At 49.8% G+C, this 21750-nt stretch carries 21 protein-coding genes; 19 read left to right on the top strand and 2 right to left on the bottom strand.

The genetic code is table 11. The features are described from left to right. Nucleotides 1-156 precede the first annotated feature (156 nt). Genes DFR60_RS10600 through DFR60_RS10580 form a run of 5 tightly spaced genes read left to right on the top strand, consistent with a single transcriptional unit; the run spans nucleotide 157 to nucleotide 5001 of the window. Nucleotides 157-597 (top strand): potassium channel family protein, encoded by a 441-nt coding sequence (locus tag DFR60_RS10600; protein ID WP_002601722.1) that lies wholly within the window; start codon nucleotides 157-159, stop codon nucleotides 595-597. After that, nucleotides 594-1271 (top strand): potassium channel family protein, encoded by a 678-nt coding sequence (locus DFR60_RS10595; protein ID WP_110322887.1) that lies wholly within the window; start codon nucleotides 594-596, stop codon nucleotides 1269-1271. The genes DFR60_RS10600 and DFR60_RS10595 overlap by 4 nt, the downstream gene beginning before the upstream one ends. After that, nucleotides 1261-2835, top strand: coding sequence for a TrkH family potassium uptake protein (locus DFR60_RS10590; RefSeq protein ID WP_110322886.1), 1575 nt, complete (start codon nucleotides 1261-1263; stop codon nucleotides 2833-2835). The genes DFR60_RS10595 and DFR60_RS10590 overlap by 11 nt, the downstream gene beginning before the upstream one ends. Beyond that, nucleotides 2832-4322 carry a sensor histidine kinase gene (locus tag DFR60_RS10585; RefSeq protein WP_110322885.1) on the top strand — a complete coding sequence of 497 codons (1491 nt, stop codon included), beginning with the start codon at nucleotides 2832-2834 and terminating at the stop codon, nucleotides 4320-4322. Before DFR60_RS10590 ends, DFR60_RS10585 begins: the two co-directional genes overlap by 4 nt. Then, on the top strand, nucleotides 4315-5001 hold the full coding sequence (locus DFR60_RS10580; RefSeq protein ID WP_110322884.1) for a response regulator: 687 nt from the start codon (nucleotides 4315-4317) through the stop codon (nucleotides 4999-5001). The genes DFR60_RS10585 and DFR60_RS10580 overlap by 8 nt, the downstream gene beginning before the upstream one ends. Nucleotides 5002-5011: 10 nt before the next feature. Here DFR60_RS10580 and DFR60_RS10575 read toward each other — a convergent pair whose 3' ends face one another. Then, nucleotides 5012-6208: an acyltransferase gene (locus DFR60_RS10575; protein WP_110322883.1), complete on the bottom strand. Its 1197-nt coding sequence runs from the start codon at nucleotides 6206-6208 to the stop codon at nucleotides 5012-5014. Between the two features lie 160 nt (nucleotides 6209-6368). On the opposite strand from DFR60_RS10575, the gene DFR60_RS10570 reads away from it, so the two are divergent. Next, nucleotides 6369-6563, top strand: coding sequence for a hypothetical protein (locus DFR60_RS10570; protein WP_110322882.1), 195 nt, complete (start codon nucleotides 6369-6371; stop codon nucleotides 6561-6563). A gap of 103 nt (nucleotides 6564-6666) precedes the next feature. Here the strand turns inward: DFR60_RS10570 and DFR60_RS10565 are convergent, their stop codons facing one another. Next, nucleotides 6667-7272 carry a cytidylate kinase-like family protein gene (locus DFR60_RS10565; protein ID WP_002601715.1) on the bottom strand — a complete coding sequence of 202 codons (606 nt, stop codon included), beginning with the start codon at nucleotides 7270-7272 and terminating at the stop codon, nucleotides 6667-6669. Nucleotides 7273-7455: 183 nt separating this feature from the next. Here DFR60_RS10565 and DFR60_RS10560 point away from each other — a divergent pair, with 183 nt between their 5' ends. From DFR60_RS10560 to DFR60_RS31445, 13 genes are all read left to right on the top strand, one after another. Continuing rightward, on the top strand, nucleotides 7456-8175 hold the full coding sequence (locus DFR60_RS10560; RefSeq protein WP_110322881.1) for a polysaccharide deacetylase family protein: 720 nt from the start codon (nucleotides 7456-7458) through the stop codon (nucleotides 8173-8175). 96 nt (nucleotides 8176-8271) lie between these two features. Further along, the gene (locus DFR60_RS10555; protein ID WP_110322880.1) at nucleotides 8272-8847 is read left to right on the top strand and encodes an ANTAR domain-containing response regulator; all 576 of its coding nucleotides are present in this window, start codon (nucleotides 8272-8274) and stop codon (nucleotides 8845-8847) included. A 57-nt stretch (nucleotides 8848-8904) separates the two neighbouring features. Beyond that, a complete protein-coding gene (locus tag DFR60_RS10550) occupies nucleotides 8905-10326 on the top strand; it encodes a sensor histidine kinase (protein WP_110322879.1) in 1422 nt (473 codons plus the stop codon). 241 nt (nucleotides 10327-10567) lie between these two features. After that, a complete protein-coding gene (locus DFR60_RS10545) occupies nucleotides 10568-11974 on the top strand; it encodes an APC family permease (RefSeq protein ID WP_110322878.1) in 1407 nt (468 codons plus the stop codon). A 67-nt stretch (nucleotides 11975-12041) separates the two neighbouring features. After that, nucleotides 12042-12839, top strand: coding sequence for an SDR family oxidoreductase UcpA (ucpA, locus tag DFR60_RS10540; RefSeq protein WP_110322877.1), 798 nt, complete (start codon nucleotides 12042-12044; stop codon nucleotides 12837-12839). A 237-nt stretch (nucleotides 12840-13076) separates the two neighbouring features. Then, nucleotides 13077-14408 (top strand): replication-associated recombination protein A, encoded by a 1332-nt coding sequence (locus DFR60_RS10530; RefSeq protein ID WP_110322875.1) that lies wholly within the window; start codon nucleotides 13077-13079, stop codon nucleotides 14406-14408. Nucleotides 14409-14430: 22 nt separating this feature from the next. Next, nucleotides 14431-15732, top strand: a complete 1302-nt coding sequence (locus DFR60_RS10525; RefSeq protein WP_110322874.1) for an alkaline phosphatase family protein — start codon at nucleotides 14431-14433, stop codon at nucleotides 15730-15732. 240 nt (nucleotides 15733-15972) lie between these two features. Further along, nucleotides 15973-17619, top strand: a complete 1647-nt coding sequence (gene rho, locus DFR60_RS10520; RefSeq protein WP_110322873.1) for a transcription termination factor Rho — start codon at nucleotides 15973-15975, stop codon at nucleotides 17617-17619. Nucleotides 17620-17858: 239 nt separating this feature from the next. Continuing rightward, entirely contained in the window at nucleotides 17859-18068 is a 210-nt protein-coding gene (gene rpmE, locus DFR60_RS10515; protein WP_002601704.1) for a 50S ribosomal protein L31, read from the top strand. A gap of 79 nt (nucleotides 18069-18147) precedes the next feature. Then, nucleotides 18148-19092, top strand: a complete 945-nt coding sequence (locus tag DFR60_RS10510; protein ID WP_110322872.1) for a DUF1385 domain-containing protein — start codon at nucleotides 18148-18150, stop codon at nucleotides 19090-19092. Next, complete coding sequence (locus DFR60_RS10505; RefSeq protein ID WP_110322871.1) at nucleotides 19089-20069, top strand: N5-glutamine methyltransferase family protein; 981 nt, start codon at nucleotides 19089-19091, stop codon at nucleotides 20067-20069. The genes DFR60_RS10510 and DFR60_RS10505 overlap by 4 nt, the downstream gene beginning before the upstream one ends. A gap of 172 nt (nucleotides 20070-20241) precedes the next feature. After that, nucleotides 20242-21318, top strand: a complete 1077-nt coding sequence (gene prfA, locus DFR60_RS10500) for a peptide chain release factor 1 (RefSeq protein ID WP_110322870.1) — start codon at nucleotides 20242-20244, stop codon at nucleotides 21316-21318. Between the two features lie 151 nt (nucleotides 21319-21469). Beyond that, nucleotides 21470-21750 (top strand): transposase (locus DFR60_RS31445; RefSeq protein WP_146218592.1); only part of this gene is annotated, 281 nt, incomplete at its 3' end.

Raw genomic sequence — 21750 nt, 5'->3', positions numbered from 1 at the left:
TTTGTGGCTGATTTTCCGCCATATGCACACAAATTTATTCAACGTACACGCCGTGTACGCCTCGTAAATTTGTGCACATCTGACGAAAAATCGTCTCACAAATCTGAGCACAAGGAGTTTCCGAGAGTACTCTAGATAGAAAAAGGAGGTGCCAGAATGTTTTTTCATAAAACGAAAACAATCATTATCGCAGGGGCGAGTAGATTTGGCGCGGGATTGGCAGGAAAACTTTCGGGGCGTAATACGAGAATTGTGGTTATTGATCTAAATGAAGATGCATTCCGGAAATTACCGGATGATTTTGGAGGTTATCAGATTGTAGGCGACGGAACCGACGTGGATTTATTAAAACAGGCTGGAATTGAGAGCGCGGAGGTATTTATCGCGGCTACGGATGATGATAATATAAATATTCTGGCGTCCCAGATTGCATGCCGGATATTTAAGGTGCCGGAGGTATTTTCACGGCTCAATGATAAGAATAAAGAAAAGCTGCTGAGTGGTTTTAATGTGAAGCCAATCTGCCCGTTTGTCCTGTCGGTCAATGAGTTTGACCGTCTGACAGAAGGCGAGTATCAGGAGGCGGTGGTCTCATGAAAATCGTAGTGGCAGGAGGCAGGGACGAGGCTGATTTTCTGATCGGACTTTTATTAATGGGAAAACATAAACTGATTACAGTCAACGAGGATATGAATTACTGTGAGCATCTCGCAGCGGTTCACGATGATATATCTGTGATCTACGGCGATCCCTGCAAGGAGTATGTGATGGAAGACGCGGGAATCCGCGGATGTGATATTGTGATTGCGCTGCGGGAGAAGGACGCGGATAACCTGGAGATATGCCAGATGGCAAAGCGCCTGTTTGCCGTGAAAAAGACCGTCTGTACTGTAAGAAATCCGAAAAATGTGGAAATCTTTGAGCTGCTGGGCGTGGACCGGGCTATCAGTGCTACCTACATGCTGGCCCATTATATTGAGCAGGCTTCTGTGGTGGAAGACCTGGTCAAGGTTATGCCGCTGGAGAATCAGAGGGTTCTGGTGAATGAGATCAGAGTGATGTCCGACTGTCCGGCGGTGGGACAGAAGATCGCCGATATGCGGCTGCCTTTTAACACCATTATCAGCTGCATCATCAGGGACGCCGAGGTGACGGTGCCTAACGGGCAGAGCAAGATCATGGCGGGGGACCGTCTGGTCGTCATGACGACGCCTGAGAGCCAGAAAGAGGCGGTAAAAGCGATCATAGGCAGTGAAGAAAATGAAAAGTGACAAGATGATATGGGAAACATTGGGTGCAAAATACCAGGACGACCGGCGCACGCTGAAAGGCGGCCGCCTCATTGCCGGTTATATGGGAATCGTGATGATTCTGGCGGGGATCATCACGATGCTGCCTTTGTTTACCCTATTCTTTTATCCGGAGGAAATTGGGCAGGCGCAGTACTTTGTGGCGCCCGGAGTCTCCGCCATTCTGGCCGGATACTTAATGAGCCTTGTCCTGCGGGGCAGAAAAGCCGGAAGGCTGGAAAAGAATCAGGAGATGATCGTGGTGCTGGGAACCTGGATCATCGTTATCTTTGTGACGGCCATGCCTTTCGTTCTTACGGGAAATTACACGGTGACGCAGGCTGTGTTTGAGACCACCAGCGGACTCAGCACCACGGGTCTGACTGTGGTCAATACGGGTACGGCGCCGCATATTTTTCTGATTCACCGGACGGTTCTGCTGTTCTTCGGAGGGATCGGGCTGGTGTTGGTCATGACGTCGGTTCTGTCCGATGTCTATGGGATGCGTCTGTATCACGCGGAAGGCCATTCAGACCGTCTGCTCCCCAATTTAATCGAATCCGCCAGGCTGGTCATAGGGATTTACAGCGGTTATATTCTGGCTGGAACACTACTGTATGTGCTGTTTGGAATGAGCCTCTTCGACGCGGTAAATCACGCCGTGGCAGCGCTTTCTACCGGCGGTTTTTCCACGAGGCCGGAGAGCATCGGATATTATCACAGCCCCGCGATCGAGATGGTCACAATCGTGCTTATGCTGCTGGGAGGCACGAATTTTTTCGTTCATCTGCTTCTGCTGAAGGGAAAATGGAGGGCGTTCTTTTCACACTGCGAGACAAGGTTCATGCTGTTTTTGCTGGCTTTCTTTGTGCCTCTTCTGACGATTCTCTTGACGAACAGCGCGTACGGCAATGTGTCGGAAAGCATTCAGACGGCTTTATTTCAGGCGGTTTCCGCACTGACGACGACCGGATTTCAGACGGTGGACTCCTTCGCCTCCTGGACGCCGGCCATGATGTTTCTTATGATCCTTCTGATGCTTATAGGAGGCGGAGCCGGCTCCACGGCGGGCGGCTTGAAGATTTACCGTGTTTATGTTATGCTGAAGGAAATCTGGTGGAAGCTGGTGCGGGATACTTATCCGGACCGGGTGGTATTTACAGAGCAGATTAACCGGGGCGGGCGGAAGGATACGGTCTCGGACCGGGAGAGAAAACAGATCAACGCGTTTGTATTTTTCTACCTCCTGCTGTTTGGCGCGGGGACATTTATATTCTGCTGTTACGGTTACTCCCTGCAGGATTCCATGTTTGAGTTTGCGTCATCGCTGGGAACGGTAGGGCTGTCCGTGGGAATTACGGCGTATGGAGCCAGTCCGGTGATCCACTGGACCGCCATTATCGGTATGTTCATGGGGCGGTTGGAGATCTACGTGGTTCTTATCGCTGTAGTCAGAATGGTATCAGACGGAAAGAAGTTCTTGCGTGAAAAACGCTTTCAGGCAGTTACAAGCGGAAAAAGAAACGGGAAAAGGATTGAATCATGAGAAAGGAAGCCTCAGATGCGGGATATGTCTTGAAAATATTAAAAAATGCTTCAAAAGTAGCCGTCATATGGGTGCTGTCCACCATGTTTGCCATCGTGCTCAACCATATGGGGGTCCGGATTGAGAACCTGCTTCTGCTCTATGTGGTAGGCGTCGTGATCTGCAGTGTGGAGACCAGCAGCATGTGCTGGGGAATCGGTTCGGCGGTGGTATTTGTGTTTACCTTTAACTTCCTGTTCACCGCCCCGAAATTCACCTTTCAGGTGGATGATCCCAACTACGTGATCTCGCTGCTGATCTTTATTATCGTTGCGTTTATCGTGGCGTCGCTGACGGTTAAACTGCAGAAGCAGATGGACATCGCTAACACCAGAACGGAGATTACCACCAAGCTGAATGCCATCGGAAGCGGATTCTTAAATCTGTCCGGTCTTCCGGCCGTAGCCAGATACAGCAGTGAAAGTTTGAAGAAGCTGACGGCCAGGCACGTGGATATTCTGATAAGAAACCGGGATAACGAAGAGTTTGCCGATACCATAGCGGAGTGGTGCTACCGCAATTCCATGGTCTGCGGCCACGGGGAGTCCCAGTTCGGTGAAAATCCCTGTCTATACGTGCCGATCCGCAGCAGCAATAAAACGTACGGCGTCGTGATCTTCGACTGCAGCGAGAGTGAGCTGGAGGCGGAAGAGCGGATTTATGTGGACACCGTCATTTCCCAGATCACGCTGGTGATGGAGCGGGAGAGACTGAATGAGGAGAAGGAGGATACCAAGATTCAGATTGAGAAGGAAAGGCTGAAGAGTACTCTGCTGCGCAGTATTTCCCATGATTTAAGGACTCCGCTGACCGGAATCGCCGGGATCTCCAATTTCCTGTATGACAATTACAACGGGCTCGATGAGGAGACGGCAAAGAGCATGCTAAACGACATCTGCACCGACGCGGAATGGCTGAACTCCATGGTGGAGAATCTGCTTAATATGACGAGAATTCAGGAAGGGCGCCTGGAGATACAGAAGAAAAAAGAGGTGGTCGATGACCTGATATCGGGCGCGGTCACGCTGGTATCCAAGCGGCTGGGGGATCACCATTTAAAGACGTCCACCCCCCACGACATCGTGCTGCTGCCGGTAGATGCCAGACTCTTCACCCAGGTCCTGGTGAATTTAATCGACAATGCGATCCGTCACTCCGGAAAGGATACCACCATTACCGTATCCGCCAAAGTGAACGGAAGTTTCCTTGTTTTTAAGGTATCCGACAATGGGATCGGGGTGCCGGAGGAACGGCTGGACCAGATTTTTGATAATTTTTTTACAACTGCGTATGAGAACGGAGATAAGCAGCGGGGAGTCGGTTTGGGACTCACTATCTGCAAGGCCATCGTGGAAGCCCACGGAGGCCGTATCACAGCGTTTAACAACGACAGGGGGGGAGCCACGTTCCAGATTGACATGCCGATGGAGGTAAGACAGAATGAATGATGCAGATATCCTGGTAATAGAAGACGACAAGACAATTCAGAACTTTATAAGAATAACACTGAAGACGAAGGGATACCGGTGTGATCTGGCCGACGACGGCCTGACTGGTATTTCCTGCTTTTATGCCAATAATCCGGACTTGATCCTGCTGGATCTAGGGCTTCCGGACCTGGACGGGATGGAGGTGCTGGACCAGATTCGTCAGGAATCCGATGTGCCGGTCATCGTAGTCTCCGCCAGGGGCATGGAGCAGGAGAAGGTAGGCGCGCTGGACGCCGGAGCCGACGATTATATCACCAAGCCGTTTAACGCCGGTGAACTTCTTGCCAGAATCCGGGTCGCACTGCGCCACCGCAGCAGCGCCCCCAAGCAGGAGCCGGTCTTCCAGCTGGATACCTTCAAGATGGATTTCGAGAAGAGAAAAGTCTTTGTCAGAGGCGGCGAGGTGCATTTGACCCCGATCGAATATAAGATGCTGACGCTTCTGGTAAACAATTCCGGGAAAGTGCTGACTCACCATTTCATACAGCAGGAGGTATGGGGCTATGACACGACGGATGATTACCAGTCCCTCCGAGTATTCATGGCGAATATACGGCGAAAAATAGAGGAAGATTCCACGAAGCCGCGGTTTATCCTGACGGAAGTCGGGGTGGGATACCGGTTTGTGGAGTCGTAAAAAGAATAAACTATGAGGCTGACTGACGGGTCAGCCTTTTCCATAGCTTTTCTAACCATTTGAGCGCAGTTTCGCAGACGTATTCCACGGCAATGACAATGGTATTGTCAAACACCAAAGCAGCCAAAAGGGAAAGGATCAGCGTCACAGCCATGGCGAGCACGGTGCCGCCGATAACCCCAAAGGAGGAGGCGAAGAGGCCGAGCCGTTCCTCGGTGACGTAATGCAGAATGTACCAGTGAATCAGTAGAATGGAAAATCCATACTTTCCGATTACTCTGGCGGCTATACCCGGCATTTTCAACCGGTCTTCCCTTTCGGAAAACCATGCGAAGATGCCGCCTGCCATGAAGAGCATCGTAGGAGCCTTGTTAAACAGCATTAAAGCCCCGTCAGGAGCGATGCAGGAGACGGCTGCGGTGAAGACAAAGGACGCTGCTCCGAGAGCCATAAAAGGCTTAAAAAAGCGTTTAGAGACTGGTCTTGTCCAGAAATATCCGAATACAAACACGGATTCCCAGCCGCATAGGACGGTTACGAAACTGAACTGGATTCCGGCCAGGGGAAGCCAGGAAAGCGCGCCGTTCATGACAAAGGTCAGGAAGATAAATGACGTCAGAAGGCGGTCGGACATGTTCTGCACCATGACTCTGAAAAACGGCGCGGTGAGATAGAAGGAAATAATAACATACATCAGCCAGAAATGCGGGTTCCAGTCCGAGGGGCCGGAAAGGAAACGCCTTCCCGCATCAAGCCAGTTTGCCGGATTAAACAGCCCGGAATGATAGAGTCCCATATAGAGGTAGAACATATAGTAGACCGCCATGGGAATGACGACCCGAAAGACCCGTTTCCTATAAAAGGACGCGACAGGTTCTTCCCCGCGGTTCAGCAGCAGCGCTCCGCTGAGCATGACAAACAGCACGTTGCAGGTCAGAAATGCGGTCTCCGCGATGCGCAGGCCGATCCAACCCGGACTGCCTGCAGAAAGCTGTGTATCGGACTGAACGACATGGGTCCCGATGACGGCTATAACGGCCAGAACACGAATGTAATCGTATCCCTTGATACGTCTCCCGCTCCCGTTTTCAATCCCCAGAATACTCTTTATATAGCGGCCGGATCCGCCGGCCTTTCTGCCGCGGTCACCATGAGCCAGAATAACAATTAAAAGCCCCAGAATCAAAATCAGATATTTCGTCTGCAACAGTCAAGACCTCCACTGTAAAAAGTTATTACTCTAATCATATCCCAGGAAAGCGGAACAAGTCAATCGTTTATAGAATGTTTATGAAAGCCGCAATCTCAACCGTAGAATCTTTAAATCGCCCTGCATTATAATGAAAGCAGAAGAGGAGGGGATTGCGATGATGGAAGTCCTTTTAATAAATGGGAACCTTGTGAAGAAAATGGCGGATAAACTGGAAAAGAAGCATCCGCTGCTCTGCCTGTTGATTTTTCAGACGGCGGTTGCGTTGTTTCTCATTGCGGCGGTTGGCGGAATCGCCTTGATTGGCGGGGGCGTGATATGGCTGTTTTACCATTTTGTTGGTATGATATAGAGGCAGTATGGATGCCGGAACGGCAGGAAGAACAAAATTCAGGAGCGATATGCCGTTTCTCCTACGAGAATGCATATCGCTCCTGAATTTTATTATAAGGTTATTATGGCTGTTTATAAAGGTATTCAATCAGTCCCAGTGTACGTTCCATACCGAGCTTGCTGACGTTGATCAGCAGCTGGTGGGAATCGGTGCTGCCCCAGTTCTGATCGGTATACGTCTCGTAGTAATTCTTTCTTCTCCGGTCCGTCCGCTTGATTGCGGTGGCCGCCTCCTTTTCCGTCAGGTTGTAGCGGTCCATAATCCGTTTGACTCGGTCCTCCATGGATGCGCTGATGAAGATATTCAGACAGCCGGAATTCTGACGGAGAACGTAGTCCGCGCACCGGCCGACAATGATACAGGGCCCGCGCTTTGCCAGGCTTTCGATGATAGATGACTGCGTTAAATAGGTGCTGTCATTTAAAGGAAGGCCATAGCCGGTGAAAGAATTGACATGGTCCGGATAGCGGTAGGCTGACAAAAATGTGTTTAAAACGGATTCATCCACTTCTTCGACACTGATTTCTGAAAGCCCCATTTTATCGGCTGCCATCTCCACTAAATTCCGGTCATACAGCGGAATGCCAAGAGATTTGGACAGCCTGTCGCCGATTTCGTGTCCGCCGCTGCCAAACTGACGGCCAATGGTAATAATTTTATGCCCCATAACATCCTCTCCTTTCAAAAGAATTTCATATGCGTATGAAATTATGCGACAATAACAGGTTTATATCCCTATTATATCGTATTTAAGGGGAAAAAGATAGAAAAATCACGAAAACAATCCGGTTTTATTTTCTTTCGTCTGTGCATAGATTGTTTAATAATAGTGAGAAAGCCAGAGATCGAAATGAAACTGAGATGGAAAATTTTATGCCTGTTTGCTGTCCTTGCACTGGATATCGCGCTGGGAAGAAGCATGTATGGCTTTTATCAGGAAACAAAGAGTACTCTGTTTCTTCCGGCTGACGCCGGAGATTCGGCGCAGAGTGAGGTGCGGCGCCAGTTTTCCGGAGAGAAACAGATCGCGCTTACCTTCGACGACGGCCCTCATTCCGTCTATACCAGTCAGCTGCTGGATGGACTCAGAGAGCGGGGCGTACATGCCACGTTTTTTCTTCTGGGAGAAAATATTGACGGAAAAGAAGGGGTAATCCGTCAAATGAAAGAGGACGGCCATCTGATCGGAAACCATGGGTTTACCCATGTACAGATGAGCAAGGAGACGCTGGAAAATGCCTGCGGGCAGATCGGGGAGACCAACCGGAAAATCGAAGAGATCACAGGCCAGAGGCCGGAATATCTGCGGCCTCCGTACGGATCGTGGAATGAGGAGCTGGAGTGCGCAACCGATATGACGGTGGTGCTGTGGTCGGTGGATCCTCTTGACTGGAAGCTGCAGAATACAAACAAAGTTGTGAGGAAAATCGTGAAGAATGTAGAACCCGGGGATATCATACTTATGCACGACGTATTCCCGACTTCGGTGCAGGCGGCGCTGGAGGTTGTCGATACTCTGGAGAAGCAGGGGTATACATTCGTCACAGTGGAGGAACTTCTGGTGGATTGATCAGTTGCGTTTCCCCCTGATTTCATGGTATAATAAAAAGCTGAATAAATATATATTTCATATACAAACAGGGAGTATATGGCTGGGGGGAGATTAATGGGGTTACGAGGTGTAATTGCAGATGACGAAGTTCTGATCCGTATGTATATTCGCGAAATCCTGGAGAATAACGGTTACGAAGTGGCAGGAGAGGCCGAGGATGGCATGGATGCCGTTACTCTGTGCAGGGAGACGAAACCGGATTTTATAATCATGGACATCAATATGCCTGTTATGACCGGTTTGGAAGCGGCCAGGGTGATCAACGAGGAGAAGCTGGCCGGATTTATCATTGTGCTGACCGCTTACCGGGACAGGGAGATTGCCGAAAAAGCAGTGAATATGGATATCATGGGCTATATTGTGAAGCCGGTGGATGAAGATACTCTGATTCCGGCTATTAAGATTGCTCAGAATAAATATAGGCAGATTGAGGAAATGGAGCGGGAGTTCAGCAGAACGAAGGAAACGCTCAATGACAGAAAGTATGTGGACCGTGCCAAGGGAATTATTATGGAGCGCAGAAATATGACAGAGAAGGAAGCATTTTCCTATATTCGCAGGCTGGCCATGGACAAGGGAAAGCCCATGGCGGAGATAGCAAAAATGCTTCTAAAAGCGTATGGAGAGTAGAGAGACTGAAAAACAGGGTGCAAAACAGACTGCAAAAACCGGGGACGGGAGGGGAAAATGCCTGATTGTCTGACAAAAGAAGAACGGGACAGGAAGCTGATCCAGATTGCTCATTCTTATACCGATTTGACAGAAGCGGATATCCAGATTCTTCTGGATGTATCCCATGCGCTGCCCTCTATCGGTAATCTGGAAAGCGGGGATACCTATATCAATATACTGACACGAAACGGGGAATCCATGGTTGCGGCCCAGTACCGCCATCCGGACTGTGATCTCTATAAGCGGGATGTGATCGGGGAGATTGAAAAAAAGGAAGATGAACCGGCGGTATATCGGGCGCTGGAATACGGGATTCCAGGCAGAGGGCTGATCGGTATCATTGACAACAGAAAGATTGTGGTCCGCCATACGGTCAGTCCTATTTTTAATGACCAGCAGAAGGTCATCGGCTCTTTGACTTATGAATATCTGAATTCCGGGGCAGATACGGAGCCTATACGCATTGTAAATAAAGAGGGAAAAGCGGCTTTCTTTGACAGTAAGATCAATCAGCTGATCAGCAATCTGCAGGAGGGGTTCCTGATCTGCGATGAGGCGGGAATCTGCACCTTTGCGAACGCTCGGGCGGAGGAGCTGTATCAGAAGGCCGGACATCCGGAGAGCCTCATCGGCCGCAGATATGAAGAACTGGATCTGACGGGAAATTACAGTCAGGAAGAGATTATGTCTGGCGGTACCTGGAAGCAGGAAGTTCAGACTGACCGGTACGTATTGGAGGAGAATATCAGTGTGATTCGGGAAGATGGAGTGTATCAGGGGATTCTCGTTATCCTGCGGGATAAGACGAAGATCCGGCAGATGGAGGACGAGATCGCTTACCGGGCAGCCTTAATCCATGAGGTTCATCACCGCGTGAAAAATAACCTTCAGACGATCATCAGCCTCGTCGGGCTGGAGGCGGCACAGAAAAAAGACGCAGAGGTGAAGGCGTTTGCCAAAACCATTACCGGCTATATCCGCAGCATGAGCATGACCTATGATCTTCTCGCTCATACCGGGGCGGAAGCGGTCGATTTAAAGACCATGCTGGCTCAGATTATCGATTGTGTGCTGGAGAGCTGGAGCGTCCGCGGATGCCGGATTCATGTGGATATCACGGGAGATGATCTGGAGCTTCCGGAGCACGTGGCATCCACCGTTGCGCTGATTGTAAATGAACTGGTGACAAACAGCATCAAATATGCCTTTTGTGACCGTGAGGAAGGCAGCATTTTCCTGACGATAGAAAAGGGAGAGGAATACTCCTGGGTTACGGTCAGAGATGACGGCTGCGGAATTGATGAAAAGGGCGGTGACCTATCCGGCAAGGGCCTTGGATTAAAGCTTGTGGACAGCCTTGTGAAATCGAGCCTTAAGGGCAAGCTGACGATTGAAAGCGGGGAGGGGACCGCCGTCAGATTTTCTGTTTTCCATTAGCTGGTATTTTCTTGACAAATTAATCACAAAGTGCTATGATCTAATTCAGTTAAAGGGATATCACTTTAGCGGTAAAATTTAATATAAGATGATATGCAACGGCGTATATCAGTAGAGTGGCATTGTGGTCCAAAAACTTTGTAAGGGGTTTTTGGACCTTTTTATTTCTGTGGGCTTAACGCCTCATGATCTGCGGCGGTGGGACTGCTGAAAAGTTTAATTATGTAAAGGAGTTTTAGGAATGGAAGATAATCAAAATAAAAATGGCGGTCTGAACAAAAGTTTGAAATTAATTTTTGTTTACACGGTAGCGACAGGCTCTATTTTTACCTTTGTAAACTACTGGGATTCTGTTTTCTACGGTTATTGCGGCACTGGTACATTTCTTGCTTTTGCCCTGATGACGGTTGCGATCCTTCCGATTGCACTGGTATACAGCGAACTTGCTTCTCTGTTTCATACTTCAGGCGGAGAGCTGATCTATAACACGGTCGGGATTAACAAACACGTGGGCTTTTTGGCCTCATGGCTGATTATGGCGGCCTGGATATCCGTTCCGCCGGCCGTTGTTATGGCAATCATGACATGGGTGAATAAGACGATGCATTTGAATCTGGGCACCTGGCCCATGGTAGGCTGTGCGGCGATTCTCTTAATTCTGTACTTCCTGATGAGTATTCAGAATGTGCAGTTTCTCGTTAAGGCCCAGGCAGGCATGCTGTTCTGTAATATTGCGGTTACCATACTGACTGGATTTATTCTGCTGTTTTCCGGTCACTGGCATCTTGCGAACTTTGGAAATATTTTCACCTCCACATTGGATTCTGTCCATGGAATTCCGGGATGGATTATCGGTATGGCGCTTTTGATTACTCCGTATTTTGGTTTTGAGACAGTTCCCCAGATGGTGGAAGAGGGTGATTTCCCCATTAAAAGCTCTAAAAAAGCGATCTGCGGTTCGATCCTGACATGCGGCTGTATCTACGTATTCTATTATTTCTGTGTTGCGGGGCTGGACGGCTTAAAGGACGTATACGCGGGATTTGCGCAGGATGGTTTCCTGACGATTGCTACGATGCAGAATGAACTTGGCTGGGTTTTCTGGCCTATCGTTGTGGGACTTATCTCCTGCCTCCTGGGCATGGGCGCTTCTCTGCTGGGCTTCTGGATGTCCACAGTCCGTATGCTGTACTCCATGGCGAACAAAAACTTTTTGCCTAAAATATTTGCAAAAGTGAACAAAAATAAGCAGCCTCTGCTGCCGAATATTTTCCTGCTGATACTGTCTTTAATTTTCATAGTTTTACAGAACTCCTCTGATTTTATGAGTGCATTCTTCAATCTGATGAGTTTTGGCTGTGCCTGCGCGTATGCGCTGACGATGATTTCGGCGGTCTGCATTCACCACAAGCATCCGGATTGGAAGAGTTCCAATACGGTGAAGGGCGGCGACGCATTCCGGATCTTCGCCATGGTGATAGCGATAACGATTGCATTTTTCTGCACGTTGGGACAGGGCGTGGATTCCTGGATCTGCTTCTTTGTCTATCTTTTAATCGGCGGCATCATCTGGCTGTGGATGAACCTGGTAAACTGGAAGAAGCATCCGGTAGAAATTGAGACGCCGGACGGTATCCGGAAGTTTTAAATGATTAGAGCAAACCATGCGGTCATTCCGCCTGGAATATAAAAAATAACAAAGGAGATATGTAAAAATGGCTAAATTAGATGGAAAAGTTGCATTGATTACCGGCGCTGCTGCAGGTCTTGGAGAGGGAATATCCACTGCTTACGCAAAATACGGCGCAAAATTAATTATGGTAGATTTATCCCCTTCTGTAGAGGAGACTGCTGAGAAGCTGCGCAGGGAATATAATGCGGAAATTATTACGGTTATTGCCAATGTAGCCGACCGTGAGCAGATGGACGCTGCGGCTAAGAAGGGCGCTGACACCTTCGGAGAGATCAATGTTGCATGCTGTAACGCGGGTGTATGCCGTTTAGCACCTTTCGAGGAAATGGATGACGAGACTCGTGACTTCCACATTGATGTGAATATCAAGGGCGTATGGAACACCTGCAAAGCCGTGGTTCCATATATGTTAAAGCAGGGCGGCGGAAACATCGTGATCGCGTCTTCCGTAACCGGTGACATTGTTGCCGATGCGGGCGAGGCTGCCTATGCCATGACAAAGGCAGCTCTCGTCGGCCTGACCAAGTGCCTTGCCGTAGAATACGCAGCCCGCAATATCCGCGTAAACTGCTCCCAGTTAGGCTATGCCCGCACACCGATGGTTGAAAAGATGGCTCTGGAATCCAATCCGGAGAATCCGGAGGCAGCAATTGCAGACATCGCAGTAGGTGTTCCGATGAAGCGTTTGGCTAAACCGATTGAAGTGGGCGAACTGTTTGCATTTTTGGGAAGTGATGAGTCCAGCTACTTAACCGGATCTCAGATCGTGATCGACGGCGGAAGCACTCTGCCGGAGACGATGTCAATCGGAGTGAATTAATGTAAGAATGAATCTTATGCAGATCAAGTCTGCCTGCCGGAGCGCTCCGGCAGGCTTTTTCTATATTCTCTGGCGCAGCCAGGCTTTTGAAATACCTCTTCCAAATACATGTTCCCGGAAATCATTGACACTTTTGGAAACCGGGGCTATACTTTTGGTACGACTGATGTTTTTCCGGAATCCAGCTCACGCGGGTCTGCCGGGAAGTGATATTGTATACAATGCAGGAGAAGGAAAATGGATTTATTTGATTTTATGAGAGAAAATACCATGGATAAAGAATCTCCCCTGGCGTCCCGGCTCCGACCGGTGACTCTTGACGAGGTGGTGGGACAGCAGCACATTATCGGAAAAGACAAGCTGCTGTACCGGGCAATTAAGGCGGATAAGCTGGGCTCCGTGATCTTTTACGGGCCTCCGGGGACTGGAAAGACGACGCTGGCAAAGGTGATCGCCAATACCACCAGCGCTGATTTTAAACAGATCAATGCCACGGTAGCCGGTAAAAAGGACATGGAGGAGATCGTGAAGGAGGCCAAGGATTCCCTGGGGATGTTTGGGAAAAAGACGATCCTGTTCGTAGACGAGATCCATCGTTTCAATAAGGGACAGCAGGACTATTTACTTCCGTTTGTGGAGGATGGGACGCTGACTCTGATCGGCGCGACTACAGAGAATCCGTACTTCGAAGTGAACGGAGCGCTTCTTTCCCGTTCCAGGGTGTTCGAACTGAAGCCGCTGGAGCGGGAGGACATCAGAGAACTGATCCGCAGGGCCGTCTACGACAAGGATAAGGGCATGGGGGTCTACAATGCGGTGATCGACGAGGAGGCCATGAACTTCCTGGCAGATGTGGCGAATGGAGACGCCAGAGCCGCATTGAACGCCGTAGAACTGGGTGTCATGACGACAGAGCGGGACCCGGCCGACGGAAAGATCCATATCGACATTGACGTGGCTCAGGAGTGTATTCAGAAGCGGGTGGTGCGTTACGACAAGGACGGGGACAACCATTACGACACGATATCCGCATTCATTAAGAGCATGCGGGGATCCGATCCGGACGCGGCCGTCTACTATCTGGCCCGTATGCTGTACGCGGGAGAAGATATGAAATTCATAGCCAGGCGAATCATGATCTGCGCGGCGGAGGATGTGGGAAATGCGGACCCGCAGGCGCTGGTCGTAGCCGTGGCGGCTGCCCAGGCGGCGGAACGGATCGGCCTGCCGGAGGCTCAGATTATTCTTTCCCAGGCCGTCACCTATGTGGCCACTGCTCCCAAGAGCAACGCGGCCTGCAATGCAGTCTTTGACGCACTGGAGGCAGTGAAGTCGAGAAAGACCATGCCGGTTCCGGTACATTTACAGGATGCCCATTACAAGGGCGCGGCGAAGCTGGGACACGGCCAGGGATACTTATATGCCCATGATTTCCCGAATCACTATGTGAAACAGCAGTATCTGCCCGACGGCATGGAGGGGAGCGTGTTCTACCAGCCGTCGGAGAACGGATACGAAAGAAAAATAAAGGAACACATGGAGTTTATCCGAAACGAGGCAGAGGAGTAGGGAGAAAGGCGGAATTGGTGAAATGAGCAGACAAGACAGAAAAAAACGCCGTATGATGATTCTGTCCCTCGACGCCGTGGGCGGAAGGGACCTGGCTTATATGGAGACGCTGCCTAATTTCGGTCCGTTCTTTAAGCGGGCGGCCGGATGCGGCGAAGTGGTGAGCGTATATCCCAGCCTGACCTATCCGGCTCATGTGAGTATTGTGACCGGACGTTATCCGAAAAACCATGGAATCGTCAACAATTTACAGGTACAGCCGGAGCGGGAACCATCGGACTGGTTCTGGCAGCGGAAATACGTACAGGGGACGACCCTGTATGATGAAGCGGTCAAGAACGGCTGCCGGGTGGCTTCCCTTCTGTGGCCGGTGATGGGGAAGGCCAGAGTGCATTACAACCTGCCGGAGGTGCTTCCAAACCGTCCGTGGCAGAATCAGCTGGGCGTGTGCATGATGAATGGGACGCCTCTTTATGAGCTGGAGCTTCAGATGAAGTTCGGAGCTATGCGGGAAGGCATCAGGCAGCCGCAGCTGGATCATTTCGTCCATGCGTCCATGCTTCATACCCTGGAGAAATACCAGCCTGATCTGATGCTGGTTCATTTGACCGATGTTGACACGAACCGCCATTTGTACGGACTGGACAGCCCGGAGGCTATGGCGGCCATCAGGCGCCATGACGAAAGGCTCGGGGAACTTCTTGGACTGCTCCGTAAAATGGGGCTGGAGGACGAGACGGATGTGGTGATACTGGGAGACCACTGCCAGTTGGATGTGAAGGAAGCGATTTACCCGAATTACTATTTTGTAAAGGCTGGGCTGGCAGAGGTGAAAAACGGCAGAATCCGTGAGTGGAAGGCGATCGCCAGAGACTGTGACGGATGCTGTTATATCTATGTGAAGGATAGAAACTGTCTCGGGCGGACGGAAAAACTCTTAAATCGCATGATGGAGCGGGAAAACAGCGGAATTGCCCGCATCTTTACCCGGGACGAAGCCGCAGCACTGGGGGCGGATCCGGAATGTGCGTTTGTGCTGGAGGCTGCGGAGGGGTATTACTTCCAGAATGGCTGGGAAGAATACAGGAGAAAGGCCGGGGCCTCCGACCATCATACGGATTTCCATATCCAGGCGGCAACCCACGGGTATCTTCCCGACCGGGATGGATACCGGACATTTTTTATGGCTGCAGGCCCGCATTTCACAGCGGGGGCCCGGGTGGAGAAAATGTCACTGGTCGATGAAGGACCTACACTGGCCGAAATTCTGGGACTGGATCTGGGCCGGGTGGACGGGCGGACGATGAAGGAACTGATTCGCTGACCGCTTTGCGCCCTCCCGGCCGGAGGCCCTGCGGACAGGCCGTGTACAGTGACGGTAAAGGGCCGCGCAATATATGGAGATAAAAAAATCTTTCCTTTTTGACAATCAGGGTATATAATGAAATTATCGTACGACCTGACGTCAGATTTTATTTACATCTGTTTACGATATTCTATCGTAGATAATTCCCATGAATATGAAAGAACTGTCATATGGAGTAGTTAAAATAAGGAGAAAGTTATGCGTGAAAAATTAGAGACATTATCATTGGCTAAATTAAAGGAGTTTGCCAAAGAACAGGAGATCAAGGGCTACGGTTCCATGAGAAAGGCGGAGCTGATTGATATTCTCTGTGAGAAGGCAGGTGAAAAGGAAGGAAAAAGTGCTCCGGCAGAAGTTTCAACCGGGAATGAAGAACCTTCTGTGAGTGCCGGGGAAGCGGTGAAGCAGGCCGAGGAACCAGCGAGGAGAACCGCAGAGCCGGCTAAGGAGGAGAAGGCTCCTGCTCAGACACAGGCGTCCTCCGTAAACAGAACGAATCCGAATGATAAAAAGAGAACGGTGGTCCGTTCCTACAGGCAGGAAGGACCACAGAGAACCAGTAATTACAGGCAGTCCCAGGGAGATTCCATGGAACGAAACGACCGCCAGGACAGACAGGACCAGCGTCAGGAGATGAACCGGATGGAATCCGTAAGGGAAACGGCCGAGGAGGCGCGCCCGGAATTTCAGCCGAGTCCGGAGCTTCAGGAACTGGACAGCGGCGTCGACGCGTACGGTATCTTAGAAGTGATGCCGGATGGATTCGGCTTCATCCGCTGTGAGAACTACTTACCGGGTGAGAATGACGTCTATGTGGCGCCGTCCCAGATCCGCCGGTTCAATATGAAGACGGGGGATATCATACAGGGCAGCCGCAGGGTGAAGACCGCTGCGGAGAAGTTTGCAGCCCTTCTGTTTGTAAAATACATCAACGGTTATCCGGCGAGTGCGGCTGAGCACAGACCGAACTTTGAAAATATGACGCCTATTTTCCCGGATAAGAGACTCCACATGGAGACAACGGGACGCAATATTATGGCAATGAGAGTTCTCGATCTGTTGTCCCCGATCGGTAAGGGACAGAGAGGTATGATCGTATCCCCGCCGAAGGCAGGTAAGACGACTCTGTTAAAGCAGGTGGCCAAGGCAGTAACCGTCAATCATCCGGATATGCATGTCATCATCCTGCTGATCGATGAACGTCCCGAGGAGGTTACGGACATTAAGGAGTCTATAACCGGCAATAATGTAGAAGTTCTGTATTCCACCTTCGATGAGCTTCCAGAGCGCCATAAGAGAGTTTCCGAGATGGTAATCGAGAGGGCAAAGCGTCTCGTGGAGCACGGACGCGATGTGATCATTTTGCTGGACAGCATTACGCGTCTGGCAAGGGCGTATAACCTGACGGTAGCCCCCAGCGGCCGTACATTATCCGGCGGTCTCGATCCGGCGGCCTTACACATGCCGAAACGATTCTTCGGTGCCGCCAGAAATATGAGAGAGGGCGGAAGCCTGACGATTCTTGCGACTGCCCTGGTAGACACGGGAAGCCGTATGGACGACGTTATCTATGAGGAATTTAAGGGAACCGGCAACATGGAGCTGGTGCTTGACCGGAAGCTGTCTGAGAAGCGGATCTTCCCGGCCATCGATATCCTGAAATCCGGTACACGAAGAGACGATCTGCTCCTTACGAGGGAAGAGTCCGAGGCCGTGGATCTCATTCGCAAGGCGACCAACACCTTAAAGCCTGAGGAGGCGGTGGAGAAAATCCTGGATCTGTTCACCAGAACCCGTACAAATCGGGAGTTTGTGGAGATGTCGAAGAAGATTTTCCGATATTAATGTTTTGTCGGTCTTTGTAAAAATTATGCTTGCATTAGAAAATATTCTGTGCTATACTGTATAAGCTGTTTATTAGAGAAAATGGATTATATTAAAGTCAATACCATCCGAATATTCGGATGCAACAGCATAGCTGCTATGTCATTTCGGATTTTAAATCCAGAGTGCGGATTGAAATTGAGTTATAGAGACTCAGCGTGCTTATTGAAATAAAATAGAAATCAGGTGAGGTGAAAATCATGAAAGAAGGAATCCATCCAAATTACTACCAGGCCAAAGTTGTTTGCAACTGCGGTAATGAATTTGTAACCGGTTCTACAAAGGAAGATATCCACGTAGAAGTTTGTTCTAAGTGCCATTCATTCTATACCGGCCAGCAGAAAGCTGCTGCAGCACGTGGACGTATTGATAAATTCAATCGTAAATATGGCGTTAAGGCCGCTGAATAAATTAGAGCAAAGAAAAGGTTGAGTTTGGTGGAAACACTTTAGCTCAACCTTTTTTGGGATTTATAGAGAGGTGGAACATATGAAGTATTCAGGCATCGGCGGACAGGCCGTGATTGAAGGCGTTATGATGAAAAACGGGGATGAGTATGCCACCGCAGTCCGTAAGCCGGACGGAGAGATTGAAGTTAAAAAGGATACGTATATCAGCATGGGTGAGAAGGTAAAGTTTTTTTCCCTGCCGTTTGTGCGCGGAATATTCAGCTTTGTCGATTCCATGGTGCTGGGGATGAGGTCCCTCACGTTTTCTGCCAGTTTTTTTGAGGACGATGAGGATGCGGGAGAACCCGGAAAGTTTGAACAGTTTTTAGACCGCGTATTCGGCGAGAAGCTGGAGAAGGCCTTGATGGCAGTGGTCATGGTGTTTTCTGTGATCATGGCGATTGCTATTTTCATGGTTCTGCCATTATTTCTGGCGAACATATTCCATCGTTTTATCGCATCGCAGACCGTGATGGCGGTGATCGAGGGAATCATCAGAATTGTAATTTTTATCGCTTATATCAAGATTATTTCCAATATGGAGGATATACGCAGGACATTTATGTACCACGGAGCAGAACATAAGTGTATTAACTGTCTGGAGCACGGTCTGGATCTGACTGTGGAGAACGTCAGAGAAAGCTCTAAGGAGCATAAGCGCTGCGGAACCAGTTTTCTGCTCATCGTAATGGTGATCAGTATCCTGTTTTTTATGGTGGTGCGGGTAGACACGGTCTGGCTGCGTGTAGTCAGCAGAATCGTTCTGATTCCGGTTATCGCGGGGGTATCCTATGAATTCCTGCGTCTGGCCGGCAGAAGCAATTCGAAGATCATGGACATTTTAAGCCGTCCTGGTATGTGGATGCAGGGACTAACCACGACAGAGCCGGATGACAGCATGATTGAGGTCGGCATCGCGTCCGTGGAGGCGGTCTTCGACTGGCGGGAGTTTTTAAATAAGAATTTTCCGGAGAAGCAGGGATGAAACTGACATTACAGGCATTATGGAACGAAGGAACGGAGAGACTGACACTGTCCGGAATCGGAGAGGCGGAGCTTGATGCAAAGTATTTGCTTTTCGAGGCGTTCCATACAGATATGGTGCATTTCCTCATGCACAGAAACGATGAGGTGAAGGATGAGGATTCGGTTAAAAGAGCCGTAGCGGATTACCGCGCGATGATAGAAAAACGGTCGGAGCGGGTTCCTATTCAGCATATTACGGGCAGCCGTGAATTTATGGGACTGGAATTTTCAGTCAATGAACATGTGCTGATTCCGCGCCAGGATACGGAGACTCTGGTGGAGCAGGTCTTAAAGGATTATAAGGGGAGGAACCCTGTCGTTCTGGATCTTTGCACCGGAAGCGGATGTATCGGTGTAAGCCTGTCCATTCTCGGTGGTTTTTCTGATGTGACGCTGGCTGACATTTCTTTGGAAGCACTTCAGGTGGCGGAAAAGAACGCCCGGGAATTGATGCAGGCGAGATGGAATCCCGTCAGAGTTACAGCGGAGCGTTCAGAAGAAAAGCCCTGGAGACTGGAGCTTTCCGCCGGATTGGCGGATGGAACTGAGAAGAAGGCTGGCGTGCAGAAAATTACGCTTGCAGAGAGCGATTTGTTCTCAGCTTTTGCCGGCGGCAGGGAGCGGAGGTTTGATGTGATTGTGTCAAATCCGCCTTATATACCTTCGAGTGTGATCGAAGAGCTGGAACCGGAGGTCAGGGATCACGAACCGCGTCTGGCGCTTGACGGAAGGTCTGATGGACTGTATTTCTACAGGCTGCTTGCTGCGGAATGCGGCAGATACTTAAATCCGGGAGGAACCGTTTATTTTGAAATCGGATACGACCAGGGGCAGGCGGTGAGCGGACTTCTCCAGGAGGACGGTTTCCGGGGCGTTTGTGTGTATCAGGATGCGCCGGGGCTTGACCGCGTGGTCAGGGGGACTATGGTTTTATAAAGTTTCAACAAAATAAGCGAGGCTGTCCCCCGCTGACATGAGGCAAGACTATCCGGCACCGGATAAAAGGCAGCAACGCAGCCGTGTCATTATGAGCGATATACGGGCTCATAATGTGGAGTGAAATAATGCAAAGTTACCTGTAATGTAAGATTTTGGAGGTTAATTTCCCATGTTTGATAAATTAGACGATATATTGATTCACTATGAAGAGCTGATGCTGGAATTAGGCAATCCTTCCGTTACGGAGGATCAGAACCGTTTCCGCAGGCTGATGAAGGAGCAGGCAGATTTAGCGCCGCTGGTAGAGACTTATACGGAATATAAGAAGGCGAAGATGGCTGTGGAAGACAGCCTTACCATTCTGGACGAAGAAAATGACGAAGAGATGCGTGAGATGGCAAAGGAAGAATTATCTGATGCAAAGAAGCAGATCGAAGCGCTGGAGCAGGAACTTAAGATTCTTCTTCTTCCCAAGGATCCCAATGATGACAAGAACATCATTCTGGAAATCCGTGCCGGCGCGGGCGGAGATGAGGCCGCTCTGTTTGCGGCTGAGCTATACCGTATGTATGTAAACTATTCTGAGAGCCAGCACTGGAAAGTGGAGCTGATCAGTGTCAATGAAAACGGAATCGGCGGTTTCAAGGAAGTCGTGGCCATGGTCACAGGAAAAGGAGCCTATTCCAAGTTGAAATACGAGAGTGGTGTTCACCGTGTTCAGCGTGTTCCGGAGACGGAGAGCGGCGGACGTATCCACACTTCCACAGCGACTGTGGCGGTTATGCCAGAGGCGGAGGATGTGGACGTTGTAATTGAGGATAAGGACTGCAGGATCGATGTCATGCGTGCTTCCGGTAACGGAGGCCAGTGTGTCAATACGACGGACTCCGCGGTTCGTCTGACCCATATTCCGACAGGTATTGTTATCTACAGCCAGACCGAGAAATCCCAGCTTCAGAACAAGGAAAAGGCGTTCCGCCTGCTCCGTTCCAAGCTGTATGACATGGAGCTGGAGAAAAGACAGAATTCTGAGGCGGAAGAGCGCCGGAGCCAGATCGGTACGGGAGACCGTTCCGAGAAGATCCGTACGTACAATTTCCCCCAGGGACGTGTGACCGATCATCGAATTAAGCTTACACTTTATAAGATTGATTCAATTATGAACGGAGATATCACGGAGCTGCTGGACAGTCTGATTGCGGCTGATCAGGCGGCGAAGCTGGCGAAGGTGAATGAGAACGTGTAAACGGATTGTTTGATATTATGTTTTTTACTGTTTCAGGTTGAGATAGGAAATAAATAGAGAATGGCGGGGCTGTGAAAAAAGTCCAAAAAAAGAACGCTTTCAGGTATGAAACCTGGAGGCGTTCTTCTTTTTGTGGTAAAATTAAGCTACCATGAATAACATTACCGAGAAATATTATAGCCTAAAACAGGGAAGATTACCACTGTTTCTTTCAGATTGTCTGGATATCTGTGATCCGGTATTAGCATTTGACAAAATCATGGAGGAGATTGGAATTGAAAAGTATCTTAAGCCGGAGCCCTTACACAAGATGGGCCGGCCCGGATATAATCGAGTCAACATGCTAAAGACAGTCCTGTCCGGCTTTATGGACACTGGATACGCTTCCCTTCGGGAATTGGAAGACCGATGTAAAGTTAACATTCGTTACAT

Origin of the sequence: Hungatella effluvii, assembly GCF_003201875.1 — a bacterium.
In the GTDB taxonomy this organism is placed as follows: Bacteria; Bacillota; Clostridia; order Lachnospirales; family Lachnospiraceae; genus Hungatella; species Hungatella effluvii.
The sequence above is the reverse complement of the archived record's forward strand: the minus strand, read 5'-3'. Positions and strand labels throughout refer to the sequence as shown.